Here is a 24,763-nt window from a genome sequence, read left to right on the forward strand (position 1 = left end):
TGGCCAACTCCTCACCGGGCCACCGCCCGGATCGTCACCGGGCGGTGGCACCTCTCGACGGTATGACAGCCGCGGGCCGAAGCCCAGCGACAAACGGCCCTTCGCTGCCCTATGTGAGCGGGGATCCCCCGGTCGGCACGGCCGACAACAGCAGGACATCAGCAAGGGCGCGCCACGAATCGGTTATCGCGACCGCGCCGGCATCGATCAAATCCGCTCGGCGGCAATCCTGTTCGTCGGGTGGCACGAACATCAGGTTGCCGACGGTCGGATAGCCGGCTGCGACCGCGGAACGCACGCCGGCGACGGAGTCTTCGATGGCCAGCCCGTGTTCGGCCGCGACTCCCATCACCTGACCGGAATGCAGATACACCGCCGGGTCGGGTTTGCTGGTGGGCGTCGGCAGTGAATCCTCGGCGCTGAAGGTCACCGCTTCGGCTATCAGCGAGTCGATGCCGGTGGCGGCGAAGCAGGCACGCAGGCGCTTGGTGGCGCTGGAGCTGACGGCCGCCAGCGCGTAGTGCGGCGCGAGGTCTCGCAGCGGTTCCAGCACCCGCGGGTCGGGCGTCAGTGTCACCGCCAGATGCGCGGTGACCCGTTCGCGCTCTTCGCGCACCCACTGCTCGAGTTCGTCGGCGCACAACGCGTTTCCCGTCGCGACGTCACCGGCCGAGGCGACCACCGCGTCGGGAAGGCCGCCGGCCAACGTCTGATCGAGCGGCAGGCGGCACTGGACGGCCAGGTCCAGAGCCATGGCGCGGAAGTTCTTGCCGACGGCCCGCTTACGCAACTCCTCCGAGTCGAGCGGAGCGGTCACGCCGAACCTGGCCAGGAAGCGATTCATCACCTCCGTCGACGCCTCGAACGCCGGCCTTTCCGAGGCGAACAGGTTGTCGTCGGCGTCGCACAGCAAGGTCGTGATCGGCGCAGGGTCGAATGTGCGCACAAAGGTCAGCCCGGAGAGTTCATCGCTCATCGTGACACCAACTCCCGCTCGTCGTTGCGCATCCCGTCACGCAGCGTGGGCACCACACCGCGCGTGTCGATACGCCTGATCATCTCCCCAAGGCGCTCCGCAAACCCCGGCACCGGGCGTAGCTCGGCGAACATCGCATGCCGCAGCAGCGGATCAGGTTTGTCGCCTGCCATGTTGGCCAACCTGCCCACCGGTATCGCCTGGGAGTCTTCCAGGCGGAGCTTGCGCCCCTGCAGGTCGTGCCCGCGCATGTACCGGGCCCAGCCGGCAACGGCCAACATCAGCAGCGTATGCGGCCTACCCTGCGCGATCGCATCCTGCAGGGAGGGCAGCACAAACGACGTGATCTTGCTCGTTCCCCGCCTGGCCAGCCGCGACAATTGGTCACTCATCTGGGGATTGCCGAGCCGATCGAGCAGGCTGGCCCGGTATTCGGGTGTGTTCATCCCGGGGACGGCGGGCAGCAGTGGCTGAATTTCGTCGCGCAAGAGCCTCTCGACGTAGTCGAATATCACGCGGTCCTGCATCGCTTCGTCGGTGCGCTGGTAACCGGCCAAGATGGCCAAACACGCGAGCGCGATATGGGTGCCGTTGAGAAGACGCGTCTTGATCAGCTTGTGGTCGCTGACATCGGCGACGAATTCGGCACCGACCTCGTCGAGCGGCGGTCGCCCGTTGCTGAAGGAATCCTCGATCACCCATTGGCGATACGGCTCGGTCACCACCGGACACCTGTCGGCCACGCCGAACGTCTGCTCGACGAACTTGCGCTCCGACTTCGAGGTTTGCGGGGTGATGCGATCGACCATGGTCGACGGGAACGCGACATGCTTTTCGATCCAGCGGGCGAGGCCGGGGTCCTTCAAGGCGGCGAACGACACCAGCGCGGTTCTCGCCGGCCGCGTGTCGCCGGGAACGTTGTCACAGCACAGCACGGTGAATGGCGCCACGCCCGCGCGGCGGCGCCGGTCGAGAGCTTCGGCCAGATATCCCCATGCGGTGGCATAACCACCGGACGCGACGAGGTCGGCGCGGACGTCGGGGTGATGGGCATCGAACTCGTCGGTGACCGGATCCAGGAAGTATCCGGTGTCGGTGATGGTCAGGCTGACGATACGGGTCTCGGGATCGGCCAGGGCGGCGCGCACCGTCGCGCAATCGTTCGGTGCGTAGTGCACGGAGCCGATCGAGCCGACGACGCGGGCGCTCTGGCGGTCGTGGCCGCGCTGCACCACGGTGTAGAGCCCATCCTGCGCGGACAGCAAGTCCTTGGCGGTCGGGGAGTGCAGGCTGACGCCGGTAACCCCCCAACGATCCGAAATGCCCGCGCGGGCAAGGTCATCGAAGTAGACGGCCTGATGCGCGCGGTGGAAATTACCCGCGCCGATGTGAACGACACCACGCTGGAGGGCCGATCTCTCGTATGTAGGTACGGCGATTCGCCGGGAGTGCAGTCGGAGGGTGGCATTGCTGAGGGGGACGCCACATTCTGGACGCCGGGACAATATGCGCATCCGTCTTCGGTGCCCGGCCTTTCGGCGCGTCTAACCCCTTCGTGGTTGACGTCACAAAAATTTACGTTTGAGACATATGCAGTGGTGGGAACGAGTAAGCGCTGCTCACACGCGTAAGTTGACTCTCATGGCACCGCGGGTGAAGCTGACCAACGTCGACAAGGTGCTCTATCCCGCCACCGGGACCACGAAGCGGGACGTCTTCGACTACTACACCCGCATCGCCGAGGTGATGATCCCGCACATCGCGGGGCGCCCGGCCACCCGCAAGCGCTGGCCCAACGGGGTCGAGCAGGACGCCTTCTTCGAAAAGCAGCTGGCCGCGTCGGCGCCGGACTGGCTGCCGCGCGCCAGCGTCACGCACCGCTCCGGGACCACGACCTATCCGATCATCGACAGCCCCGAGGGGCTGGCGTGGATCGCGCAACAGGCCGCGCTGGAAGTGCACGTGCCGCAGTGGCGGTTCGTCGCCCAGTGGACCCGGAGCAAGGCCGAAGAGCTCAAGCCCGGCCCGGCAACCCGATTGGTCTTCGACCTCGACCCCGGCGAGGGCGTCAGCATGGCCCAGCTGGCCGAGGTGGCCCATGCCGTGCGCGACCTGATCGACGGGATCGGGCTGACCCTGTTCCCGCTCACCAGTGGCAGCAAGGGTCTGCACCTCTACGCGCCGCTGGCGGAACCGGTGAGCAGCAAGGGCGCGACGGTGTTGGCGAAACGGGTTGCCCAGCAACTGGAAAAGTCGATGCCCGAGCTGGTCACGTCCACCATGACCCGCAGCTTGCGGGCGGGCAAGATCTTCCTCGACTGGAGCCAGAACAACGGATCGAAAACGACCATTGCGCCGTACTCCCTGCGCGGACGCGAACACCCGACGGTCGCAGCGCCGCGGACCTGGGCGGAGATCGAGGACCCGGCGTCGCTGCGCCAACTGCGCTACGACGAGGTGCTGGCCCGTGTCGCTCGCGACGGCGACCTGCTGGCGGCCCTGGACAACGACGTCGCCGTCCCGGACCGGCTGACCAGGTACCGCGGCATGCGGGACGCGTCGAAGACCCCCGAACCCGTCCCGCGGACGAAGCCCACTACGGGGCAAGGCAATACGTTCGTGATTCAAGAACACCACGCCCGCCGGCTGCACTACGACTTCCGGCTGGAGCGCGACGGCGTGCTGGTATCGTGGGCGGTGCCGAAGAACCTGCCCGAAACCACCTCGGTGAACCATCTGGCGGTCCACACCGAGGATCACCCGCTGGAATACGCCGCCTTCGAGGGCAACATCCCCAAGGGGGAATACGGGGCCGGGAAGGTCATCATCTGGGACTCCGGCACCTATGAGGCGGAGAAGTTCAATGACTCCGCCGAAAAAGGGGAGGTCATCGTCAACCTGCGCGGCAGCAAGGTCTCCGGGCGCTATGCGCTGATCCAAACCAAGGGTGACCAGTGGCTGGCGCACCGGATGAAGGACCAGAAGGTCTTCGACTTCGACGGAATCGCGCCCATGCTGGCCACCCACGGCTCGGTCGCGGGGTGCAAGGCGGGCCAGTGGGCCTTCGAAGGCAAGTGGGACGGTTACCGGCTGCTGGTCCAGATCGACCACGGAGACCTGCGGGTGCGGTCCCGGCGGGGCCGGGAGGTCACCGGCGAATACCCCCAATTGCGCGCTCTGGCAGCCGATCTCGCCGACCATCACGTGGTGCTCGACGGGGAAGCAGTCGTCCTGGACGCCTCCGGGGTGCCGAGCTTTCATGCGATGCAGAACCGGGGCCGCGGCAGCCGCGTGGAGTTCTGGGCGTTCGACGTGCTGTATCTCGACGGCCGTTCGCTGCTGCGGGCCCGCTACCAAGACCGCCGAAAACTGTTGGAGACGCTGGCCGGTGGCAGTGACCTCATCGTCCCCGAGCTGTTGCCGGGGGACGGGAAACAGGCACTGGAGCACTCCCGCGAGCACGGCTGGGAGGGCGTGGTCGCCAAGAAACGCGACTCCACCTATCAGCCGGGCCGGCGCTCGGCGTCCTGGATCAAGGACAAGCATTGGAACACACAGGAAGTCGTCATCGGCGGCTGGAAGGCCGGGGAGGGCGGCCGCAGCAGCGGCATCGGGTCGCTGCTGATGGGCATCCCCGCCGACGGGGGGCTCCACTTTGCCGGGCGGGTCGGTACCGGGTTCACCGAGCGTGACCTGGCGAGCCTGAAGAAGACGCTGGCGCCACTGCACACCGACGAATCCCCCTTCACCCCGCCGCTTCCCCGCAGCGAGGCCAAGGGCGTGACGTACGTCGAGCCGGTGCTGGTGGGCGAAGTGCGCTACAGCGAATGGACCCCGGATGACCGTTTGCGCCAATCGAGTTGGCGTGGGCTGCGGCCGGACAAGGAACCGAGTGAGGTGGTGCGCGAATGAAATGGGTGACCTACCTTGGCGCGGACGGTGAACGCACCGGGGTGCTCTCCGGTGACGCCATCCACGCGATGCCCGCGGGCGTGACGTTGCTCGACCTGGTCTGCCGCGGCGCCGACGGATTGCGCGCGGCCGGCGAGGCGGCGCTGCGCGCCCCGGCGGCGACGGTGCCCCTGGGGGAAGTGCGGCTGCTGGCGCCGATCCCGCGCCCACCGTCCATCCGCGATTCGCTGTGCTTTCTCGATCACATGCGCAACTGCCAGGCCGCGCTGGGCGCCGGGCGGACGCTCGCCGACACCTGGTACCGGATACCGGCGTTCTATTTCGCCTGCCCCGCAACGGTTTTAGGGCCCTACGACGATGCCCCCACCGCGCCCGGAAGCGCTTGGCAGGACTTCGAATTGGAGATCGCCGCGATCATCGGCACCGGCGGGCGGGACTTGACCGTCGATGAAGCCGAGCGGGCCATCATCGGCTACACCATCTTCAACGACTGGTCGGCACGCGACCTGCAGCAACTGGAGAGCCAACTGGGCATCGGACAGGGCAAGGGCAAAGACAGCGGCGTCACCCTGGGCCCCTACCTGGTGACACCCGACGAACTCGAGCCGTACCGGCGGGACGGCAGCCTGGACCTGCGGGTGACCGCGCTGGTCAACGACGCCGTGATCGGGTCGGGTTCGACCGCCCAAATGGATTGGACCTTCGGCGAAGTCATCTCCTACGCCTCGCGAGGCGTGACGCTCGCCCCGGGCGACGTCATCGGCTCCGGAACGGTGCCGACCTGCACGCTGGTCGAACACCTGAACCCGACGGCGCTGGACTCCTTCCCCGGCTGGCTGCACGACGGCGACGTCGTCACGCTGCGGGTCGAGGGACTCGGGGAGACCCGACAGACCGTGCGCGCCGGTGCCGCACCGCATCCGTTGGCGGCCCGACCCAATCCCGACGCCGCGCCCGCGGCGCCGCGGGTGAATCGGGCGCCCGCGAAGGTGCCCTACACGCGCGGCCTGCACCAGGTCGCCGACCGGGTCTGGGCGTGGACGCTGCCCGACGGCGGTTACGGGTGGAGCAACGCCGGGCTGGTCGCCGGCGACGGCGCGTCGCTGCTCGTCGACACGCTGTTCGACCTGGCGTTGACCCGCGAAATGCTCAGTGCGATGCGGGACATCACCGCCGCCGCACCCATCACCGACGCGCTGATCACCCACTCCAACGGCGACCACACCCACGGCAACCAGCTGCTCGATCCGTCGGTTCGGATCATCGCCGCGCGGGGCACGGCGGACGAGATCGCGCACGGGATGGCGCCCGAGATGCTGGCGATGGCGCAGACTGCGAACCTGGGCCCGGTCGCGACCCCCTACACCCGAGACCGCTTCGGGCACTTCGACTTCAGCGGCATCACGGTGCGCAACGCGGATCAGACGTTCGACCGCGAGCTGACCATCGAGGTGGGTGGGCGGCGCATCGACCTGCTGAACTTGGGCCCCGCGCACACCGCCGCGGATTCGGTGGTGCACGTGCCCGACGCGGGTGTGCTCTTCGGTGGCGACCTGCTGTTCATCGGCTGCACCCCCATCGTGTGGGCCGGCCCGATCGCCAACTGGATCGCCGCGTGCGACGCGATGATCGCGCTGGACGCGCCGACGGTGGTGCCCGGCCACGGCCCCGTCAGCGACCCCGACGGAATCCGCGCCGTGCGTGGCTATCTCGCCCACGTCTCCGACCAAGCCGAGGCCGCCTACCGCCGCGGGCTGTCGTGGTCGGAGGCGGCCGACACCATCGACCTCGGCGAGTACGCGACCTGGCTGGACGCTGAGCGCGTCGTCGTCAACGTCTATCAGCGGTACCGCGAACTGGACCCGGAGACCCCTCAGCTGGAGGTGATGGCCCTGCTGGTGATGCAGGCCGACTGGCTGGCCAAGCGGTCCTGAAACCCCGCGGGAAATCCAAGGACACGACATCTCTCGGCGTGGCGCGGGCAGGCTCGGTCTGCCGCGGTTGCCGGCTTGGCTTGATCATGCGAGAGGCGCACGGGACGTGCGCTGAAATTGATAACCGTGACGGTGGAGCTTGTGTGGCTCAGGTCGGCGTCTCGGCGTCGGGTCTGAGGTGCTGCCACCAGCAGTAGATGTAGATCGCCATCGAAATCGCCAGTATGACGATCACCCAGAGCACCACTGTGACGTCAACCCACCATCCGATCGGTGGCGAGTCGGGGAGGGCATTTCGCAGCGGTACTACCGCGAAGAGCATTGCCGCATACCAAGTCGTCATCGGCGGCTGGAACTTTCGGCGACCACGCACGGTCTGCACTGCAACGATCAATCCCAGACCTGCAAGCAGGATCAATACACCGAGGATTGCGGCAGCAAAAGCTCCGGTCGTTGGCGACCGGTGCAAGACCACTCGATACGGTGCCGGCTTACCGGCCTGGCTGGTGGCGGGGACGTCAACCCTCCAGCCGCGAAGACGGTCGATGAAAGTCACCGACGCCCGCTGTGGTTCTGCCCCAGCGCCCCGGAAGAGTTCGACCGTGATGGGGCCCGAATGGTAGTCATCGAACGGCCAATGCCGCACGTCACCAGTGAGATTCAACGTGACCGGAAAAACGCCGGGCAGCATACCTTTTGACCACGTGCGTTTGGTCGGTGTTACCGCAGATGTCACTATGACACTGAGGTCTTGGGTGAGGTCATGGGTTGAGGGATCCAGCAGCCCCGGCCCGGGCGATACGGCCAGGTCGGCGATCAACTCGCCATCGATCGAGTGAACTTCTTTGAGGCCGATGGTCACCGTGGTTCCATCGGACGCCGGGTAACCATCGACGACTCGACGAGGTTGGCCCATACCTGCGCTGGCATACAACATGATCATGCCGACATAGGCGGCGATGAGGATCACGACACCGACGATGCCTAACGTCCTGAGGGATGGCCTTGCACGTAAAGGCTTATCCGCCGACAACAGCGCCTCCCCTATGGCATGTGTTTCCGTGCAGGGATTGTAGCCGTGAGTGAGCCTCGGTGCTTGGTCACGGAACCGGCGCCGGACACCCCGCACCGGGTGGCCGCCCACCGGTCCGGGCCTCTTAACCCCGAGAGCGCACCCCCGGGGTTAAAGCCGCACGGCCCGAACGAATTTGATCGTGGTCGCCGGGACCTGCTCCGCGGCGGGCCCCAACTCCGGCAGCCCGGCGGCGGAGAACAGGTCGGTGAGTCGGGATTCGGTGGTTTCCCAGCCGTTTTCGTGCAGATGCGCGGCGACGTCGGTGTGCTCGCCCGGATACGTCAAGCTGGTCAGGTCCATCTCGAGCCCGTGTCGTCGCCAGCCTTCGGTCATGAGCCTGGCCTGCTCCCGGGCTGCCGGCGACGTGCCGGTCACCGTGCCGTAGTCGGCGGCGAACCGGCTGCCCTCGGCCGACAGCGGGATGATGGAGTCCAGCAGCCGAATCTCGGCCTCCGGCGGCAGCCATCCGATGAGCACGCCCTCGGCCAGCCATGCGGTGGGATGGGCCGGATCGAAGCCCGCCTCCTGAAGCGCCGCCGGCCAATCGTCGCGCAGGTCGACGCCGACCTCGCGGAGCTTGGCGGTGGGCGCCGCCCCGATCTCCGACATCGTCGCCGCCTTGAACGCGATGACCTCGGGCTGGTCGATCTCGTACACGATCGTCCCGATCGGCCAGCGCAGCCGGTAGGCGCGGGAATCCAGGCCCGAGGCCACGATCACCACCTGGAGCAGGCCCGCCTGCCCGGCCGCCGCGAAATAGTCGTCGAAATACCGCGCGCGGGCGGCGAACGTGTCGACCATGCGGGCAAACCCGACGCTTCGCTCGAGGTCGTCGGGATCGAGTTCGCCGCTGGCCAGCCTGGTGAACACGTCCAACCCGACGGCGCGCACCAGCGGCTCGGCGAAGTCGTCGGTGATGACCGGCTGCGGACGCTTGCTCGCGGCGGCCCTGGCGGCGGCGACCATGGTGGCCGTCGCTCCCACGCTGTTGGCCAGGTCCCAGCTGTCACCTTCGGTTCGTGCCATGGCTTCTCCTTCGATGTGGCGGCCAAACCACGGTATGCCCCGTCGGTGAAATCCGCGTCGCCTACCGTTTCAGCCATGCCCGCAGTGGAATTGGAAACCGTCGAAGACGGCATCGCCCGCATCACCCTGAACCGGCCCGAGCGCCTCAACGCCATCGACGGCGCGTTGATCGACGGCGTGGACCACGCCCTGGACGCGCTCGGCGACGGCGAGTTCAGGGTGGCGATCCTGACCGGCGCCGGACGCGGATTCTGCGCGGGGGCCGACCTGAGCGGCACCGGCGAGCCGTGGACCAAGCCCAGGCCATCCACCCCGGCGTTCAAGGTCAACTACGACTCCCAGGTCCGCCTCGCCGACCTGTTCACGCGGATCTACGAGCTGCCCATTCCGGTGATCGCCGCGGTCAACGGCGTGGCCGTCGGGGGCGGGCTGGCCTTCGCGCTGGTCTGCGACGTCCGCGTCGCCTCCGACCGGGCGCGGTTCTCCTCGGCGTTCATCAAGGCGGGCTTCTCGTCGATGGACATGGGCACCAGCTACCTGCTACCCAAGATCGTCGGCGCGGGAGTGGCGCGCGAACTCATGCTGACCGGCCGCATCATCAACGCGGCCGAGGCCTACCGCATCAAGCTGGTGCACGAGGTGGTGGCCCCCGACGAGCTGATGCCGGCCGCGCTGAAGGTGGCCCGCTCGATCGCCGAGAACAACGCCTACGGCGTCTGGCAGACCAAGATCGGTCTGAACGCGGCACTGGATGCGCCCAGCCTGCGGCATGCCATCGAGATCGAGAACCGCACCCAGATCCTCACCGGCTTCACCAACAACCCGGTCGAGGCGGCCAAGGCGCACCGGGAAAAGCGCGCCCCGAAATGGGATCCGCTGTGACGGTCAGTGAAGGTCAGACCTTTGCGATGACGTTCTCGGCGAACATCTCGAGGTTGCGGATCTTGTTCTCCAGTGGCTCGGTGTCCTTGCCCTTGATGTAGGGGATGCGGAAGCCGACGATCGCGTCGGTGACGCCCTTGTCTTCCAGGCGTTTGATGCCGTCCACGGTGTAGGCGTCGGCCGAGATGACGTGGATCTGGAAGGGCTCGGTCTTGCCGGCGTCTTCGCGATACCGCTTGAGCTTGGCGATGAGCCCGTCGAGTTCTTCCGGGTCGCCTCCGCCGTGCATCCAGCCGTCCAGCCGGGCCGCGCGGCGCAGGGCCGCGTCGGCATGCCCGCCGACCAGGATCGGGATCGGCTGCGTGGGAGCCGGCGCCATCTTGGTCTTGGGGATGTCGTAGAACTCGCCGTGGAATTCGAAGTAGTCGCCGCTGGTGAGTCCCTGGATGATTTCGATGCATTCGTCCATGCGCTTGCCGCGCTTGGCGAATGGGACGCCCAGCAGTTCGTAGTCCTCCGGCCATGGGCTGGTGCCGACGCCGAAGCCCACCCGGTTGTTGGTCAATGCCGCCAGCGAACCGATCTGCTTGGCCACCAGCGCCGGCGGCCGGATGGGCAGCTTGAGGACGAAGAAGTTGAAGTGCAGCTTGGTCGTCACCGCGCCCAATGCCGCTGTCAGCACGAAGGTTTCGATGAACTCCTTGCCGTCCAGGAACTCGCGATCGCCGTCGGGGGTGTAGGGGTATTTCGAGTCGGACTCGAAGGGGTAGGCGATGCTGTCGGCGATCGTCATCGCGTGGTACCCGGCCGCCTCGGCGGCCTGGGCCAGCGGGATGTAGTACCGGTGATCGGTCATCGCCTCCGCGTAGGTGAACCGCACGTCATCTGCCTTCCTGGAAACGGGTCGTCACACGAGATTAGAACGTGTTCTAGTTCTACCCGTGCGCGGGTTCCCAGCACAATAAGGCGTCAGAGCTGGTTTTCGGGGCCGATCACCGCCCACACCGTCTTGCCGGTCGCGGTGGGAGTGCTGCCCCACGCGCGTGAGAGCGCGCCGACGATCGCCAGGCCGGACACGTCGATGCCGTTCGCCGGGGACGGCAGCCGCAGGGCGGGGGCATGGCTGCTGTCGGACACGGCGATCGTCGCCGTCGCGCCATGCCTCTCGATCCGCACCACGGGGACGCTTGCGGTGTGTTCCAGCACGTTCTCGACGAAGACGTTGACCACGACCAACGCGACGGGGATGAGCGTGGATTGCGACCAGGCGGTGAGCCACTCGCGGACCAGGCGGCGTGACTCGCGCAGGCTGGTCAGGTCGGCGGGCAGTTGCGCGTCGGCACGACGCACGGCACGCCGGCTCTGCTGGCTGAGCGCCTTCGTCGCCGCCTTCTCGGTCGAGTACACCGGCATGAAGTAGGCGACGCCGTTGCGGGTGATCGCCTCGCGTGTCCCGCGGTGGGCGCACACCAGGACGACCGGAACATGGGGATCGCTGCGGATCTGCCAGTACGCGCCGATGAACGTGGACCACGCCGAGTCGGCGAGCACCTTGAGCGCGGAGATGTTGACGATGACGGCGGCGGGCTCGCCCAGCGTGGCCTGCAGGATGTGGTCGCGGAGCGCCGCGGAGTTGGTCGTGTCGAGCGCACCGTCGACAGTCAGGACGGCCACGGATTGATCCGTCCGCGTCGCGACGGCCAGTGAGCTGGGGGATTCAGCGACCGAGCTCACCGCGCGACCCCTTCTCCGCAGGGGGCCTACGGTGTCGATGTGCTGGGATTCCCGGCTGGAGCAGAAACCGAGGAGACATCCGGCTGCCCAGCGGGGTCTTGCCGTCCGGTTCCATCGCTGCTCCTCGAATTACCGCCGGGCCAACTGCTTGAGTATCCGCCCTCAGCGGCAAAAGTCGAATGCGGGTCGAGCGGCCTGCAAGCCGCCGGAATGCGCAGCCCACAAGGGTCATGTCCCGGACGCGCGCGGCATGCGGCGCGGTAGGAGTGAGGCGCGTGCCCGTCCCCACCCGTTCGAGGCCCCCGCCTCTACCGCACCGAACCTGACGTTCGAATCCGCTGCGCAGCACGCGCATGTCCCGAAGCTACCACCTTCCGGGGCGGTCCGAACGCCCGGATGCCCCCGGAAATGGTTCGATGAGCAGCGCAAAAAGCGGGCAGTCAGGTGAGCGCGTACGGCGGAGCACCCACCCCGGCGACCGAATGCGTCCCCCACGGCGTCTGCTCGACGATCCGCGCGGCGGCACTGCGCCCGCCCACTGTCAAGGTCGCGGTCCGGGTTTGCCTGAGCGCCTCGTCCGGCAACGGCCGCGACGGCGAACCGAACAGCGTCCCCTGCCAGTGGTAGCGGCCGTCGATCGGGTCCAGGTGGCCGGTGAGCCGGACTCGCACCGGGTGGATGCCGCCGGCGATCTCCAGCGTCGCCGCGCCGTCGTAGGTGTCGTCACGCTCGGGCGCGGCGGACGACAGGTCGAAGGCCGACGCCACCGGCGGCGCCTGGTCGGGTGTGAGCCGGGCTCGCTCGTTGAACACCCGCAGGCTGCTGGCGCGCACCTCGATGCGGCCGCTAGCCGTGCGATCCATCACGCGCAGGCACTCGGCGATGTAGCGCGCCCGAGCCTCGGCGTCCGGACCGGTGAGGAAGAAGTAGTTGGGGAACCCGCGAACGGCCACCCCGTAGAACGGCTCCATGCCGTCGTGCCACGCCCGCCGGATGGGCAGCCCGCCGGCACCGACGAGCGTCGCGTCGCCCGGCTCGTCGGGGACCGAGAACCCGGTGCCGTAGACGATGGCGTCGACGCGGCGCTCGGCGCCATCGCGGGTACGGATGCCCGACACGGTCACCGACTCGATCGCCGACCCGGCCACCGTGACCGAACGGCGCTCGGCGGGCGGCGCGATGCGCCGGCGCAGCCAGCGCTTGGCCCGCGTGGACCACAACGGGATCTCGGTGACCACCCGGCGCGGTCCGTGGGCGAAGACGGTGACCGACGCCGCCGCCTCGATCAGCCGGCGCATGTGGTGGCCGGCGGCGGCGTCGCAGCCGACGACCGCGACGCGCTTGCCGGACGGATCGAAGCCGGGGGCCCAGGCGGCCGCGTGAAACGACTCGCCGAGGAAGTCGTCGCGGCCCGCGATGTCCGGCAGCCACGGAACGAAGGGCGGCCGGCCGGCGGCGATGACCGCCCTCGCCCGCAGGCCCTCGCCGCCGGCCGTCGTCAGCAGCCAGGTGTCGGTGCTGTCGTCGAACCTCGACCGCAGGTCCGCGGCCGGCCCGTCGAGGACCACGAAATCGGTGACGCCGGCGGCCAGCAACACCGACCGGGCGTCGGGGTGCGCGCCGACGACGGCGATGGGGTGGCGCGGCTCGGCGGGGTCGCGCGGCCGCGTCACAGAAACCTGCTGCGCTTCCAGCCGCGGCGGGCGATGGGGCCCAGCAGGCCCACCTCGGTCAGGAACGTCGCCAGCGGGGCGAAACCGGCGACCTGCATGTCGCGGCGATGCGGGCTGGTCCGCGCGATCCGCCGGGCCCGCTTCGGGTCCAGGCCGGTACGCGCGTAGGGGATCGGGTTGCTGAACAGGTAGTTGAAGAAGTACCCGCCCAGACCGTTGATGTTTGCCATGAACCAGCGGTTGAACCGGGGCATCTCGGCGACGCGTTTGCGGGCGCCGTCGCGGGCGAACTGGATGTGGCGCGCCTCCTCGGTGACGTGAATCCGCATGAGTCGCTGGATGATTGGCTGTAACTCCGGGTCGTCCATCATCTGCCGTTGCAGCGAGTCGAAAATTTCCTCCCCGATCAACGCCGCCACCCACAGCATCGAGCCCCGCTGGAACGCCAGCGGCAGGGCGTTGATGATCATCCGGTGGAACAGCCGCGGCCGCACCGGCTTTGCGCCGATGCGCTCGATGGCCTTGCCGAACATCACCATGTGGCGGGTCTCGTCACCCAGCTCGGTCAGCTTGTAGTGGGTCGAGGAGCTGGTGGGGTCCTCGTGCAGGATCGTGCGCAACAGCGATTGGTTCAGCATGTTCTCGAACCAGATGCCGGCCGAGAGCGTGTTGACCAGCTCCTGGCGGGAGAGCTCGATCTGTTGTTCGCGGGTCATCTCGTCCCACATCGGCGTCCCGTACAGCGACACCAGCCGGGGCGGCAGATAGAACTTGTCCGGGTCCAGCGGCGCATCCCAGTCGATGTCGACGACGGGTTCGTAGGACTTTTTCACCGAGCCTTTGAGCAGGCGGTCGGAAAACTCCTCACGACTCGGCCCGCTCGATTTGACCGCAGTGGTGGTCATCGCTGGCGTCCCTTCATTGGGTCCTGCAGACGGTACCCATGGTACTGGGTACTTTCGGCCCGGACTAGGCCCTTTAGGTTGCAATTCGGCAAGCTGATTCACGCAACGAGGAGGTCTGTTGGGCCGGCACATCCACGTCATCGGCATCGGCGCCGGCGATCCCGCGTACGTGACCGTCCAGGCGATCGACGCGCTCAACGACACCCAGGTCTTCTTCGCGATGGACAAGGGCGAGGCGAAAAGCGACCTGGTGGCGCTGCGACGGCAGATCTGCACCCGGTTCATCCGCGAGCCCGGCTACCGATTCGTCGAGCTGCCCGATCCCCAACGGTCGGCCGACGGCGGCTCTGAGGGCGCCTATCGCGAGGCCGTGTCGGACTGGCACGCGGCGCGGGCGCGGGTCTGGGCGGCGGCCATCGCCGCCGAGCTGGGTCCCGACGGCGTCGGCGCGTTCCTGGCGTGGGGCGACCCGGCGCTGTACGACAGCACGCTGCGCATCCTGGACGCCATCGGGGGGCAGCTCGAGTTCACCTTCGACGTCATCCCGGGCATCACGGCGGTGCAGGCGCTCACGGCCCGGCACCGCATCCCGCTCAACGAGGTCGGGGAACCGGTACTGATCACCACCGGCAGGAAGCTGCGCGAGCAGGGGCTGTCCGGGGCGGCGGTCGTGATGCTCGATGCCGACTGCTCGTTTCAGGCGTGCCCGCCCGACACCCAAATCTGGTGGGGTGCCTATCTGGGCACCGCCGACGAGCTGCTGGTGGCGGGCACCGTCGGCGAGGTCGGCACCCGCATTGCGGCACTGCGGGCCGAGGCCCGGGCGCGGCACGGCTGGATCATGGACACCTATTTGCTCAGACCGGCAGACTGAAAGGCGTGCCCGAACTGCCCGAGGTCGAAGCGCTGGCCGACCATCTGCGCCGCCACGCCGTCGGCCTGACGATCGGCCGCGTCGACGTCGCCGCGCTGTCCGTGCTGAAAACCTTCGACCCGCCGCCCAGCGCGCTGCACGGGCGGACCGTGACGGGGGCCCACCGCTGGGGCAAATACCTCGGGCTGCAGGCCGGAGAGCTGTACCTGATCGCCCACCTGTCGCGGGCGGGTTGGCTGCGCTGGTCGGACAGGCTGGCCGCGGCGCCGCTGCGCCCCGGCAAGGGCCCGATCGCGCTGCGGGTGCACCTGGGCACGCCCGGCGAGGCGCCCGGCTTCGACCTCACCGAGGCGGGCACTCAGAAGCGGCTGGCCGTGTGGCTCGTCGGCGATCCGCAGTCGGTTCCCGGGATCGCCGCCCTGGGCCCCGACGCGCTGGAACTGAGCGCCGACGATCTCGGCGGGCTGTTGGCCGGCAACACCGGCCGGATCAAGACCGTCATCACCGATCAGAAGGTGATCGCCGGCATCGGCAACGCCTACAGCGACGAGATCCTGCACGTCGCCAAGATCTCCCCGTTCGCGACGGCCGGGAAACTGACCGACGAGCAGCTCGCCACCCTGCACGACGCGATGGTGCCCGTCCTGCGCGACGCGGTGAGTCGATCCGTGGGGCAGGGGGCGGCCACGCTCAAGGGGGAGAAACGCTCCGGGCTGCGGGTGCATGCGCGCACCGGGCTGCCCTGCCCGGTGTGTGGGGACACCGTGCGGGAAGTTGCCTTCGCGGACAAGTCTTTTCAGTACTGCCCGACGTGCCAGACCGGCGGCAAGGTGCTGGCCGACCGGCGGATGTCGCGGCTGCTCAAGTAGGCCTCAACAAGGCGATGCTCCGGGACTTGACACCTGTCGATATGCTGCCCGGGTGACTCGCCAGAAGATCCTCATCACCGGCGCCAGCTCCGGGCTGGGCGCCGGCATGGCCCGCGCGTTCGCCGCCAAGGGTCGCGACCTGGCGTTGTGCGCCCGTCGCACCGACCGACTCGACGAGCTGAAAGCCGAACTCTCGCAGAAGTATCCGGGGATCAAGATCGCCGTCGCCGCGCTGGACGTGAACGACCACGAGCAGGTGCCGAAGGTCTTCGGCGAACTCAGCGACGAGCTCGGCGGCATCGACCGGGTCATCGTCAACGCCGGCATCGGCAAGGGGGCCAAGCTGGGCTCGGGCAAGCTGTGGGCGAACAAGGCGACCATCGAGACCAACCTGGTGGCCGCGCTGGTGCAGATCGAGACCGCGCTGGAGATGTTCCACAAGAGCGGGTCGGGCCATCTGGTGCTGATCTCGTCGGTGCTCGGCAACAAGGGGGTACCGGGCGTCAAGGCCGCCTACGCGGCCAGCAAGGCCGGGCTGAGCTCGCTGGGTGAATCCCTGCGCGCCGAGTACGCCAAGGGTCCGATCAAGGTCTCGGTCATCGAGCCGGGCTACATCGAGTCGGAGATGACGGCCAAGTCGAACAGCACGATGTTGATGGTGGACAACGCGACCGGCGTCAACGCCCTGGTCGCCGCGATGGAACGCGAGCCCGGACGTGCGGCGGTGCCCTGGTGGCCATGGGCGCCGCTGGTGCAGGTGATGCGGGTGCTGCCGCCCCCGCTCACCAAGTGGTTCGCCTAGCTTCGCTGCCCGCGAGCGTCCGTGTCTGTACGCGACACGCCGGGCTCACGCGTGCAAATGTGGACGCTCGCGGTTGAGGGCTGTTAGCTGGTGCGGCCGCGTTCCGTGCGGTATCGGCGGACCAGCGCGTCGGTCGAGCTGTCCGACTGCGGCGCAGGCGAGTCGTCGGACGTGATCACCGGGAGCAACGCCTTCGCCTGGGTCTTGCCCAGCTCCACGCCCCACTGGTCGAACGAGTCGATGCCCCAGACGACGCCCTCGGTTAAGACCTGATGCTCGTAGAGCGCGATCAGCTGGCCCAGCACCGAGGGGGTGAGCCGGTCGGCCAGGATCGAGGTCGACGGCCGGTTGCCCGGCATCACCTTGTGCGGCACGACGTCGGCCGGCGTGCCTTCGGCGGCGATCTCCTCGGCCGTCTTGCCGAACGCCAGCACCTGGGTCTGGGCGAAGAAGTTGCTCATCAGCAGGTCGTGCATGCTGCCCGTGCCCTCGACGGTGGGCAGGTCGTCGAGGGGCTGGCTGAAGCCGATGAAGTCGGCCGGCACCAGCCGGGTGCCCTGATGCAGCAATTGGTAGAAGGCATGCTGGCCGTTGGTTCCCGGCTCGCCCCAAAAGATTTCGCCGGTGTCGGTGGTGACCGGGGTGCCGTCGGCGCGCGTCGACTTGCCGTTGGATTCCATCGTCAGCTGCTGTAGGTAGGCCGCGAATCGCGCCAAGTCGTTGGAATACGGCAGCACCGCGCGCGACTGGGCGCCCATGAAGTTGGAGTACCACAGCCCGATCAGCCCGAGCAGCGTGGGCGCGTTGGACTCCAGCGGGGCGGTCCTGAAATGCCGGTCCACGATGTGGAAGCCGGACAGGAAATCGGCGAAGGCCTCCTTGCCGATGGCCGCCATCACCGACAGGCCGATCGCCGAGTCGACCGAGTACCGCCCGCCGACCCAGTCCCAGAAGCCGAACATGTTGTCGGTGTTGATGCCGAAGTCGTCGACCAGGCGCTTGTTGGTGGAAACGGCCACGAAGTGCTTGGCCACCGCGGCGTCGCCGAGCGCGTCGGTCAGCCAGCGGCGCGCGGCGGTCGCGTTGGTCAGGGTTTCCAGCGTGGAGAACGTCTTCGATGCCACGATGAAAAGCGTTGTGGCGGGGTCCAAGTCGGCCAGGGTGGCGATGAGGTCGGCCGGGTCGACGTTGGAGACGAAGTGGGCCGAGATGCCGGCGTCGGCGTAGTGGCGCAGCGCCTGGTAGACCATCACCGGACCCAGATCCGATCCGCCGATGCCGATGTTGACCACGGTGCTGATTCTTTTTCCGGTGGCCCCGGTCCATTCACCGCTGCGTAACCGGTCGGTGAAGTCGCCCATCCGGTCCAGCACGGCGTGCACGTCCTCGACGACGTTGCGGCCGTCGACAATCAACTCGGCGTCACGGGGCAGGCGCAGCGCGGTGTGCAACACCGCCCGGTCCTCCGACACATTGATGTGAGCGCCCGCGAACATCTGGTCGCGGCGCTCCTCGAGGTTAGCCGCGCGCGCGAGATCAATCAGCAGCCGCAGGGTTTCTCGGGTGACGCGGTGTTTGCTGTAGTCGATGTAGAGGTCGCCGACCGAGACGGTGAGCTCGCGGCCGCGGTCGGGATCCTCGTCGAAGAACTGGCGCAGATGGGTCGTGCCGATTTGTTCGTGGTGCCTGAGCAGGGCATCCCACGCTGGGGTGGCGGTGATGTCGGGGAGGCTTGGCACGGAGGTCATAGTTCGACCCTAATCGCGTGCGCGGCGTTGGGGGCACCTCAGCGACGTCGCGAGGGCAGGCCTCAGTGACCGAGCCGGCCCCTGCCCAACCGCAGCAGCAGGATCGCCAGGTCCTTACCGTCGGGACCGAGCTCGCTGTAGCGTTCGATCACCTTCATCTCGCGGCTGTGGACGAGCCGCGTGCCGCCGGATGCCATCCGCGCCTTGCCGATCGCCTGGGACACCTCGGTGCGCCGCTTCACCGCGGCGAGGATCTCGGCGTCCAGGCGGTCGATCTCGTGGCGCAACTCGTCGATGCTCAACTCGTCGGCGGCCTGTGGGGTGTCCACCGTCTCAACCTTCATCTCTGCTAACTCCGCATTGTCGGGATGTGGGGGTTGTGGTCTCATCCGGTTTCGGGCCTCACAACGAGACGAGCCCCGATCTCCGGAAGCGGACCACGGGGCTCTGGCGAAAGCAGTTAGACCACGGGGACCGCTAACCGGTACCCGTAGAAAAATCGGCGGCAGTTCGGGGTGCCGAGCTGCCGATGGCGCTGCGCGTCGAGCACAAAACGAGTGTGCCATTAGAAACAGGTCCGGCGCAAAAACGTCTTCGTGCGCTGGCCAACCCGGCGTCGCGGTGGGCGGCAAGCCCCGGTGGTCACCCGGCCGATGCCCGCGCTGCGGTTGCGTGCCGGTGTGTGGAATTCGCTAACGGCGGCGAAATTGAGTGTTATCGCAGATGGTGAAGATTTGACGAAGCCGCAAAGTCCGGCGCGATTATGACCGTCTTTTTAGACGTGGGTGTAATTGGCAGGCATTTTCAAATCGGCCGCCTATTGGATTGCGAAAGACGCATTTTGTAGACGGGGTTTGGCGCCGCGACGCGCCGCCGCGGCGCCAACCCGGTCGGGCGTCTTGGCGCGTTGCGTCGGTGGCCGGCGGTAAGTTTGGACCAACATGAGTGTGTACGTAACCGATGCCAATCTGAGCTCCGAAGCAGATCAGCTGCTTGACGGCCTCAATCCGCAACAGCGCCAGGCGGTGGTGCACCAGGGCTCGCCGCTGTTGATCGTCGCGGGGGCCGGCTCGGGCAAGACCGCGGTGCTGACGCGCCGCATCGCCTACCTGATCGCGGCGCGGGGCGTCGGGGTCGGCCAGATCCTGGCCATCACCTTCACCAACAAGGCCGCGGCCGAGATGCGCGAACGCGTGGTGCGGCTGGTGGGCAACCGTGCCCGCGCCATGTGGGTGTCCACCTTCCACTCGACGTGCGTGCGCATCCTGCGCAACCAGGCGTCGTTGATCGAAGGCCTCAATTCCAACTTCTCGATCTACGACGCCGACGATTCCCGTCGTCTGCTGCAGATGATCGGGCGCGACATGGGGCTCGACATCAAGCGCTACTCGCCCCGGCTGCTGGCCAACGCCATCTCCAACCTGAAGAACGAGCTGATTGACCCCGCCGAGGCGACGGCCAGACTGACGGACGATTCCGACGACCTGGTCCGCACCGTGGCCTCGGTGTACGGCGAGTACCAGCGGCGGCTGCGCGCGGCGAACGCATTGGACTTCGACGACCTGATCGGCGAGACCGTCGCGGTGCTGCGGGCCTTCCCGCAGATCGCCCAGCACTACCGGCGGCGGTTCCGTCACGTCCTGGTCGACGAGTATCAGGACACCAACCATGCGCAGTACGTGCTGGTGCGCGAGCTGGTCGGTCACGACGTCGCCGAATCGCCGGACGATGTGCCGCCGGCCGAATTGTGCGTGGTCGGTGACGCCGATCAGTCGATCTATGCGTTCCGCGGCGCCACCATCCGCAACATCGAGGACTTCGAGCGCGACTATCCGGACGCGACAACCATTCTGCTGGAACAGAATTACCGCTCGACGCAAAACATCCTGTCGGCGGCCAACTCGGTGATCGCCCGCAACGCCGGTCGCCGGGACAAGCGCCTGTGGACCGATGCGGGCGCCGGGGAGTTGATCGTCGGCTACGTCGCGGACAACGAGCACGACGAGGCCAGGTTCGTGGCCGAGGAGATCGATGCGCTCGCCGATCGGGGCGAGATCACCTACAACGACGTCGCCGTGTTCTACCGCACCAACAACTCGTCGCGGTCGTTCGAAGAGGTGTTCATCCGCGCCGGGATTCCCTACAAAGTCGTTGGGGGAGTGCGCTTCTACGAGCGCAAGGAGATCCGCGACATCGTCGCCTACCTGCGCGTGCTGGACAACCCCGGCGATGCGGTCAGCATGCGGCGCATCCTCAACACCCCGCGTCGGGGCATCGGGGATCGTGCCGAGGCCTGCGTCGCGGTGTACGCCGAGAACACCGGGGCGAGTTTCGCCGATTCGCTGGTGGCCGCCGCCGAAGGCAAAGTGCCGATGCTCAATTCGCGCGCGGAGAAGGCGATCGCCGGTTTCGTCGAGTTGCTCGACGAGCTCAGGGGCCGCCTCGACGAGGATCTCGGCGACCTGGTCGAGTCGGTGCTCGAACGGACGGGTTACCGGCGGGAGCTGGAATCCTCCACCGATCCCCAGGACCTGGCCCGCCTGGACAACCTCAACGAACTCGTCAGTGTGGCACACGAATTCAGCACCGACCGGGCCAACGCCGCCGCGCTGGGCGAGTCGCTGCAGGCCCCGGAGGACGAAGACGTGCCGGACACCGGTGTGCTCGCGGAATTCCTGGAACGCGTCTCGCTGGTGTCCGACACCGACGAAATCCCCGAGAACGACGCCGGCATGGTCACCCTGATGACGCTGCACACCGCCAAGGGGCTGGAGTTCCCGGTGGTGTTCGTCACGGGCTGGGAGGACGGGATGTTCCCGCACATGCGGGCGCTGGACGACCCGGTCGAACTGTCCGAGGAACGGCGGCTGGCCTACGTCGGCATCACCCGCGCCCGTCAGCGGCTCTACTTGAGCAGGGCCATCGTCCGGTCCTCCTGGGGGCAGCCGATGCTGAACCCCGAATCCCGTTTCCTGCGGGAGATTCCGCAGGAACTCATCGAGTGGCGGCGCACCGCGCCGGCCCCGTCGTTCAGCGCGCCCGTGAGCGGCGCCGGCCGGTTCGGTACGCCGCGCGCGGCCCCGACCCGCTCGGCCGCGGGCAAGCGCCCACTGCTGGTGCTCGAGCCGGGCGACCGGGTGACCCACGACAAGTACGGGCTCGGACGGGTCGAAGAAGTCTCCGGGGTCGGCGAATCCGCCATGTCACTCATCGATTTCGGCAGCGCGGGGCGGGTCAAGCTGATGCACAACCACGCGCCGATCAGCAAGCTTTAGCCAGTGCGGCCTCCGGCTGGCTGCGGCGGACGGCCTTCGGCACCATGCGGTGATCCGGAAACTTGATATCGCGGGCGATATCAGATGCCGACGGCGCCTCATGGTCGGCCGGGCCCGGGTGGCGGGTCAGGCCTCCAGCCAGCGTTTGGTTCGCGGGTGCATCGCGAGCACCACGCTGGCGAGCGGCAGCAACGGCAGCAGATGCACGATCCACGCGACACGGGCACCGGCGATGAACACACCCAAGTAGGTCAGCACGGCGACCACGGCGCCGACCGCGATGAGATGGCGCCCGACGGGCCGGTGCTGCAGCAGCATGATCACGCCCGAGATGGTGGCCGCCGCGAAGACCAGGGCGAGGAATGCGACGGCGATGCAGAACAAGCGGTCGGATCGCCACCAACCGGCGATCAGGTCGGTGGCGACCACCGACGTGGCCCACCCACTGACGATGCTGACGGCGCAGGCGGCGACGGCCGTCCGGTCGCTTGGCTCGTCGCCCGGCGTGCCGTAGGCAACGCGGCTTCCCGGGCGAGAAGCGGCCGGATAGGGCGGCGGCTGGGACGGGATGTGGGTCGTTGGGGATTCCGGCGCCACGGGGACGGGGCCGGTGGGTGCCCGGCGGATGATGCGTGTCTTGGAGTCCGACGGCGAGGCGGACTCGGGCGGTTGCGGACCGGGAGGTGGTTGATTCGGCGCGGTCACCTCAACCAGCGTAGTTACCGACCATAAGACCCCGCTTAGCCAGCCACGGGACGGGGTCGATGCGTTCGGTGCCACCCTGAAGCACCTCGAAGTGCAGGTGAGGGCCGGTGGAGTTGCCCCGGTTGCCCATGGTGGCGATCTGGTCGCCGGCCATCACGCGCTGCCCGACGCTGACCAGCGTCGTGTTGACATGGCCGTAGAGAGTCACGGTGCCGTCGGCGTGGCGGAGCTTGACCAGCGCCCCGTAGCCGGCGGCGGGCCCCGCGTCGATGACGACGCCGTCGGACACCGCGTAGATCGGTGTCCCGATCGAGTTGGCCAGGTCGATGCCGGCGTGCAGCACGCCCCAGCGGTAGCCGAAGTTGGACGTGAAGATGCCCTTTGTCGGCATCACATAGAGCGGTTGCTGCAGCCGCGCCTCACGCTGGGCGCGATCGTTGGCGAACGCGACGCCCTTGGCGAGCTCCTGGTTGTGCACGGCGGCGGTCGCCGCCGGCTCGAGCGCGACCACCTGCGCGCCGCGGATCGTGTTGCTGCCCGACCCGCCGGTGAGCGCCGACGCGTTCGCGGTCAGCACGGCCTCGGTCCTGGGGGTGTCGGCGTGGCTGGTGGCGGTGTGGGCCGCCGCGGCGGCCGCGCCGGCGGCCATCGCCGAGATCATCAGGCGGCCCCTGGCCGCGCTGGTCGGTTGCTTGCGATGCTGCCCGCCGCGCCGCGCCGCGCCGACGACATCGGTGGCATGCGGGCGAGCCGAAGGCCGCTCGGGCCCGACGACCACCCGCGGGAGCACCTCGGTCACCGGTGCGGCCAGCCACAGCGGGGCCGGATCGTCGGCCTCGTTCAGGTCGTCGAGTTCTGGAGCCAGCAGCACCTGCGCGGCGTTGTCGAACGTGGAGTCGTTGCTGTAGTCGAGGTCGCCGAGATCGCGGGCGTCGTCGCGCCAATCCAGGTCATCGAAGTCGAAGCCATCCAGCGGGAGGATTTCGGTGACTTCGTTGCGATGGGGCTCGGTTCCCCGGCCGCCCGCCGCGCGGCCAACCCTCACCACGCCTGCCGTTTCGGCAGTTGAAGGAGCTAAACGGTGCTGGGACAAGCTGAAATGTCCTCGTATCGTGACCATAACGTTATCTGGACCCTAGGAAGGTATCCGCTAACTCGCGGCACTGGCAACCTCGTCGCGCAATCCGGCCGAAATTGTGATTTGGGTCACGACGCCGGTGGGCGGGGGTGTCGTGAGCTGTGCCACATCGCCGGACGCGCCCGTAAGGGCGGGTTGGCCAGTGGATACAGTTCGTCCGTGCGAGTTGCCGAACGCGGCACCGCCCATCAAGAGGCCTAGCAGTTGAGTCGAGCGAAGACAGAGAGTCCATGGACCTTTTCGAGTATCAAGCAAAAGAATTGTTCGCCAAGCACAACGTACCGACTACGCCGGGGCGGGTGACCGACACCGCCGAGGGCGCTCGGGAAATCGCCGCCGAAATCGGTCGCCCGGTCATGGTCAAGGCGCAGGTGAAGGTCGGCGGCCGCGGCAAGGCGGGTGGGGTCAAGTACGCGGCGACACCGGAAGACGCCTACGAACACGCCAAGAACATTCTCGGCCTCGACATCAAGGGCCACATCGTCAAGAAGCTGCTGGTCGCCGAGGCCAGCGACATCTCCGAGGAGTACTACATCTCCTTCCTGCTGGACCGCGCCAACCGCACCTACCTGGCCATGTGCTCGGTTGAGGGCGGGATGGAAATCGAAGAGGTGGCGGCCACCAAGCCCGAGCGGCTGGCCAAGGTTCCGGTGAATGCCGTCACCGGTGTCGACCTGGCGACCGCGCGCTCGATCGCCGAGCAAGGCCACCTGCCCGCCGAGGTGCTCGACGCCGCGGCGGTGACCATCAACAAGCTGTGGGAGCTGTTCGTCGCCGAGGACGCCACCCTGGTCGAGGTCAACCCATTGGTGCGCGACCCCAAGGACCAAATCCTGGCGCTGGACGGCAAGATCACGCTGGACGCCAACGCCGACTTCCGCCACCCGGAGCACGCCGAGTTCGAGGACCGCGCGTCCACCGACCCGCTGGAACTCAAGGCCAAAGAGCACGACCTCAACTACGTCAAGCTGGATGGCGCAGTAGGCATCATCGGTAACGGTGCGGGCCTGGTGATGTCCACGCTCGACGTCGTCGCGTATGCCGGGGAGAAGCACGGCGGCGTCAAGCCGGCCAACTTCCTGGACATCGGCGGCGGCGCGTCGGCCGAGGTCATGGCCGCGGGGCTGGACGTCATCCTGAACGACAAGCAGGTCAAGAGCGTGTTCGTGAACGTGTTCGGGGGTATCACCTCGTGCGACGCCGTTGCCAACGGAATCGTGACCGCCCTGAACATG

At 67.7% G+C, this 24,763-nt stretch carries 20 protein-coding genes and 1 pseudogene; 9 read left to right on the forward strand and 12 right to left on the reverse strand.

What is annotated here, in order from left to right:
* Nucleotides 1-109: 109 nt before the first annotated feature.
* Nucleotides 110-976 (reverse strand): HAD family phosphatase, encoded by an 867-nt coding sequence (locus A5713_RS17990; protein ID WP_068097733.1) that lies wholly within the window; start codon nucleotides 974-976, stop codon nucleotides 110-112.
* Nucleotides 973-2,490: a mannitol dehydrogenase family protein gene (locus A5713_RS17995; RefSeq protein ID WP_068097736.1), complete on the reverse strand. Its 1,518-nt coding sequence runs from the start codon at nucleotides 2,488-2,490 to the stop codon at nucleotides 973-975. Before A5713_RS17995 ends, A5713_RS17990 begins: the two co-directional genes overlap by 4 nt.
* Before the next feature lie 127 nt (nucleotides 2,491-2,617).
* Between A5713_RS17995 and A5713_RS18000 the strand changes: the two genes are divergently transcribed.
* Both A5713_RS18000 and A5713_RS18005 read left to right on the forward strand, forming a co-directional pair.
* Nucleotides 2,618-4,888 (forward strand): ATP-dependent DNA ligase, encoded by a 2,271-nt coding sequence (locus A5713_RS18000; RefSeq protein WP_068097740.1) that lies wholly within the window; start codon nucleotides 2,618-2,620, stop codon nucleotides 4,886-4,888.
* Nucleotides 4,885-6,822: a fumarylacetoacetate hydrolase family protein gene (locus A5713_RS18005; protein ID WP_068097743.1), complete on the forward strand. Its 1,938-nt coding sequence runs from the start codon at nucleotides 4,885-4,887 to the stop codon at nucleotides 6,820-6,822. Before A5713_RS18000 ends, A5713_RS18005 begins: the two co-directional genes overlap by 4 nt.
* A 148-nt stretch (nucleotides 6,823-6,970) precedes the next feature.
* Here the strand turns inward: A5713_RS18005 and A5713_RS18010 are convergent, their stop codons facing one another.
* The gene (locus A5713_RS18010) at nucleotides 6,971-7,765 is read right to left on the reverse strand and encodes a DUF4436 domain-containing protein (protein WP_067919052.1); all 795 of its coding nucleotides are present in this window, start codon (nucleotides 7,763-7,765) and stop codon (nucleotides 6,971-6,973) included.
* Nucleotides 7,766-8,005: 240 nt separating this feature from the next.
* Nucleotides 8,006-8,923 carry an SAM-dependent methyltransferase gene (locus tag A5713_RS18015; RefSeq protein WP_068097746.1) on the reverse strand — a complete coding sequence of 306 codons (918 nt, stop codon included), beginning with the start codon at nucleotides 8,921-8,923 and terminating at the stop codon, nucleotides 8,006-8,008.
* A gap of 75 nt (nucleotides 8,924-8,998) precedes the next feature.
* Between A5713_RS18015 and A5713_RS18020 the strand changes: the two genes are divergently transcribed.
* A complete protein-coding gene (locus A5713_RS18020; RefSeq protein WP_068097748.1) occupies nucleotides 8,999-9,805 on the forward strand; it encodes an enoyl-CoA hydratase/isomerase family protein in 807 nt (268 codons plus the stop codon).
* Between the two features lie 13 nt (nucleotides 9,806-9,818).
* Here the strand turns inward: A5713_RS18020 and A5713_RS18025 are convergent, their stop codons facing one another.
* From A5713_RS18025 to A5713_RS18040, 4 genes are all read right to left on the reverse strand, one after another.
* A complete protein-coding gene (locus A5713_RS18025; protein ID WP_068097750.1) occupies nucleotides 9,819-10,685 on the reverse strand; it encodes an LLM class flavin-dependent oxidoreductase in 867 nt (288 codons plus the stop codon).
* Between the two features lie 89 nt (nucleotides 10,686-10,774).
* On the reverse strand, nucleotides 10,775-11,539 hold the full coding sequence (locus A5713_RS18030) for an STAS domain-containing protein (protein ID WP_068097753.1): 765 nt from the start codon (nucleotides 11,537-11,539) through the stop codon (nucleotides 10,775-10,777).
* Nucleotides 11,540-11,979: 440 nt separating this feature from the next.
* Complete coding sequence (locus tag A5713_RS18035; protein WP_231980498.1) at nucleotides 11,980-12,966, reverse strand: DUF4873 domain-containing protein; 987 nt, start codon at nucleotides 12,964-12,966, stop codon at nucleotides 11,980-11,982.
* A gap of 242 nt (nucleotides 12,967-13,208) precedes the next feature.
* A complete protein-coding gene (locus A5713_RS18040) occupies nucleotides 13,209-14,117 on the reverse strand; it encodes a diiron oxygenase (RefSeq protein WP_068097756.1) in 909 nt (302 codons plus the stop codon).
* Between the two features lie 118 nt (nucleotides 14,118-14,235).
* Here A5713_RS18040 and cobF point away from each other — a divergent pair, with 118 nt between their 5' ends.
* The 4 genes and pseudogenes from cobF to A5713_RS18055 all read left to right on the forward strand — a co-directional run bounded on the left by cobF (nucleotide 14,236) and on the right by A5713_RS18055 (nucleotide 16,662).
* A complete protein-coding gene (gene cobF, locus A5713_RS18045) occupies nucleotides 14,236-14,991 on the forward strand; it encodes a precorrin-6A synthase (deacetylating) (RefSeq protein ID WP_068097759.1) in 756 nt (251 codons plus the stop codon).
* A gap of 5 nt (nucleotides 14,992-14,996) precedes the next feature.
* Nucleotides 14,997-15,191 (forward strand): annotated as a pseudogene (locus A5713_RS29280) (DNA-formamidopyrimidine glycosylase family protein); the annotation flags it as partial.
* Nucleotides 15,192-15,365: 174 nt separating this feature from the next.
* Complete coding sequence (locus tag A5713_RS29285) at nucleotides 15,366-15,860, forward strand: zinc finger domain-containing protein (RefSeq protein ID WP_369804494.1); 495 nt, start codon at nucleotides 15,366-15,368, stop codon at nucleotides 15,858-15,860.
* Between the two features lie 52 nt (nucleotides 15,861-15,912).
* Nucleotides 15,913-16,662, forward strand: a complete 750-nt coding sequence (locus A5713_RS18055) for an SDR family oxidoreductase (RefSeq protein ID WP_068097763.1) — start codon at nucleotides 15,913-15,915, stop codon at nucleotides 16,660-16,662.
* An 83-nt stretch (nucleotides 16,663-16,745) separates the two neighbouring features.
* Here A5713_RS18055 and pgi read toward each other — a convergent pair whose 3' ends face one another.
* Together pgi and A5713_RS18065 are read right to left on the reverse strand one after the other, a co-directional pair.
* Nucleotides 16,746-18,410 carry a glucose-6-phosphate isomerase gene (pgi, locus tag A5713_RS18060; protein WP_068097764.1) on the reverse strand — a complete coding sequence of 555 codons (1,665 nt, stop codon included), beginning with the start codon at nucleotides 18,408-18,410 and terminating at the stop codon, nucleotides 16,746-16,748.
* Nucleotides 18,411-18,472: 62 nt separating this feature from the next.
* Entirely contained in the window at nucleotides 18,473-18,799 is a 327-nt protein-coding gene (locus A5713_RS18065) for a chorismate mutase (RefSeq protein WP_082973022.1), read from the reverse strand.
* Between the two features lie 552 nt (nucleotides 18,800-19,351).
* Between A5713_RS18065 and pcrA the strand changes: the two genes are divergently transcribed.
* Nucleotides 19,352-21,685 (forward strand): DNA helicase PcrA, encoded by a 2,334-nt coding sequence (pcrA, locus tag A5713_RS18070; protein ID WP_068097768.1) that lies wholly within the window; start codon nucleotides 19,352-19,354, stop codon nucleotides 21,683-21,685.
* A gap of 126 nt (nucleotides 21,686-21,811) precedes the next feature.
* Here pcrA and A5713_RS18075 read toward each other — a convergent pair whose 3' ends face one another.
* Together A5713_RS18075 and A5713_RS18080 are read right to left on the reverse strand one after the other, a co-directional pair.
* Nucleotides 21,812-22,390, reverse strand: a complete 579-nt coding sequence (locus A5713_RS18075; RefSeq protein ID WP_067919401.1) for a hypothetical protein — start codon at nucleotides 22,388-22,390, stop codon at nucleotides 21,812-21,814.
* Between the two features lies 1 nt (nucleotide 22,391).
* Nucleotides 22,392-23,435: a M23 family metallopeptidase gene (locus A5713_RS18080; protein ID WP_067919403.1), complete on the reverse strand. Its 1,044-nt coding sequence runs from the start codon at nucleotides 23,433-23,435 to the stop codon at nucleotides 22,392-22,394.
* 323 nt (nucleotides 23,436-23,758) lie between these two features.
* Between A5713_RS18080 and sucC the strand changes: the two genes are divergently transcribed.
* Nucleotides 23,759-24,763: ADP-forming succinate--CoA ligase subunit beta (gene sucC, locus A5713_RS18085; protein ID WP_068097771.1), on the forward strand; the 1,005-nt coding region annotated here is incomplete at its 3' end.

The sequence above is a fragment of the Mycobacterium sp. E2497 genome (assembly GCF_001668695.1).
Classification (GTDB): domain Bacteria; phylum Actinomycetota; class Actinomycetes; order Mycobacteriales; family Mycobacteriaceae; genus Mycobacterium.

Coding starts and splice junctions, on each gene's coding strand:
- A5713_RS18065 (WP_082973022.1), bottom strand. CDS start 18,799: ATGAGACCACAACCCCCACATCCCGACAATGCGGAGTTAGCAGAGATG.
- A5713_RS17995 (WP_068097736.1), bottom strand. CDS start 2,490: ATGCGCATATTGTCCCGGCGTCCAGAATGTGGCGTCCCCCTCAGCAAT.
- A5713_RS18020 (WP_068097748.1), top strand. CDS start 8,999: ATGCCCGCAGTGGAATTGGAAACCGTCGAAGACGGCATCGCCCGCATC.
- A5713_RS18005 (WP_068097743.1), top strand. CDS start 4,885: ATGAAATGGGTGACCTACCTTGGCGCGGACGGTGAACGCACCGGGGTG.
- pcrA (WP_068097768.1), top strand. CDS start 19,352: ATGAGTGTGTACGTAACCGATGCCAATCTGAGCTCCGAAGCAGATCAG.
- A5713_RS18010 (WP_067919052.1), bottom strand. CDS start 7,765: ATGATCATGTTGTATGCCAGCGCAGGTATGGGCCAACCTCGTCGAGTC.
- pgi (WP_068097764.1), bottom strand. CDS start 18,410: ATGACCTCCGTGCCAAGCCTCCCCGACATCACCGCCACCCCAGCGTGG.
- A5713_RS18000 (WP_068097740.1), top strand. CDS start 2,618: ATGGCACCGCGGGTGAAGCTGACCAACGTCGACAAGGTGCTCTATCCC.
- A5713_RS18015 (WP_068097746.1), bottom strand. CDS start 8,923: ATGGCACGAACCGAAGGTGACAGCTGGGACCTGGCCAACAGCGTGGGA.
- A5713_RS17990 (WP_068097733.1), bottom strand. CDS start 976: ATGAGCGATGAACTCTCCGGGCTGACCTTTGTGCGCACATTCGACCCT.
- A5713_RS18040 (WP_068097756.1), bottom strand. CDS start 14,117: ATGACCACCACTGCGGTCAAATCGAGCGGGCCGAGTCGTGAGGAGTTT.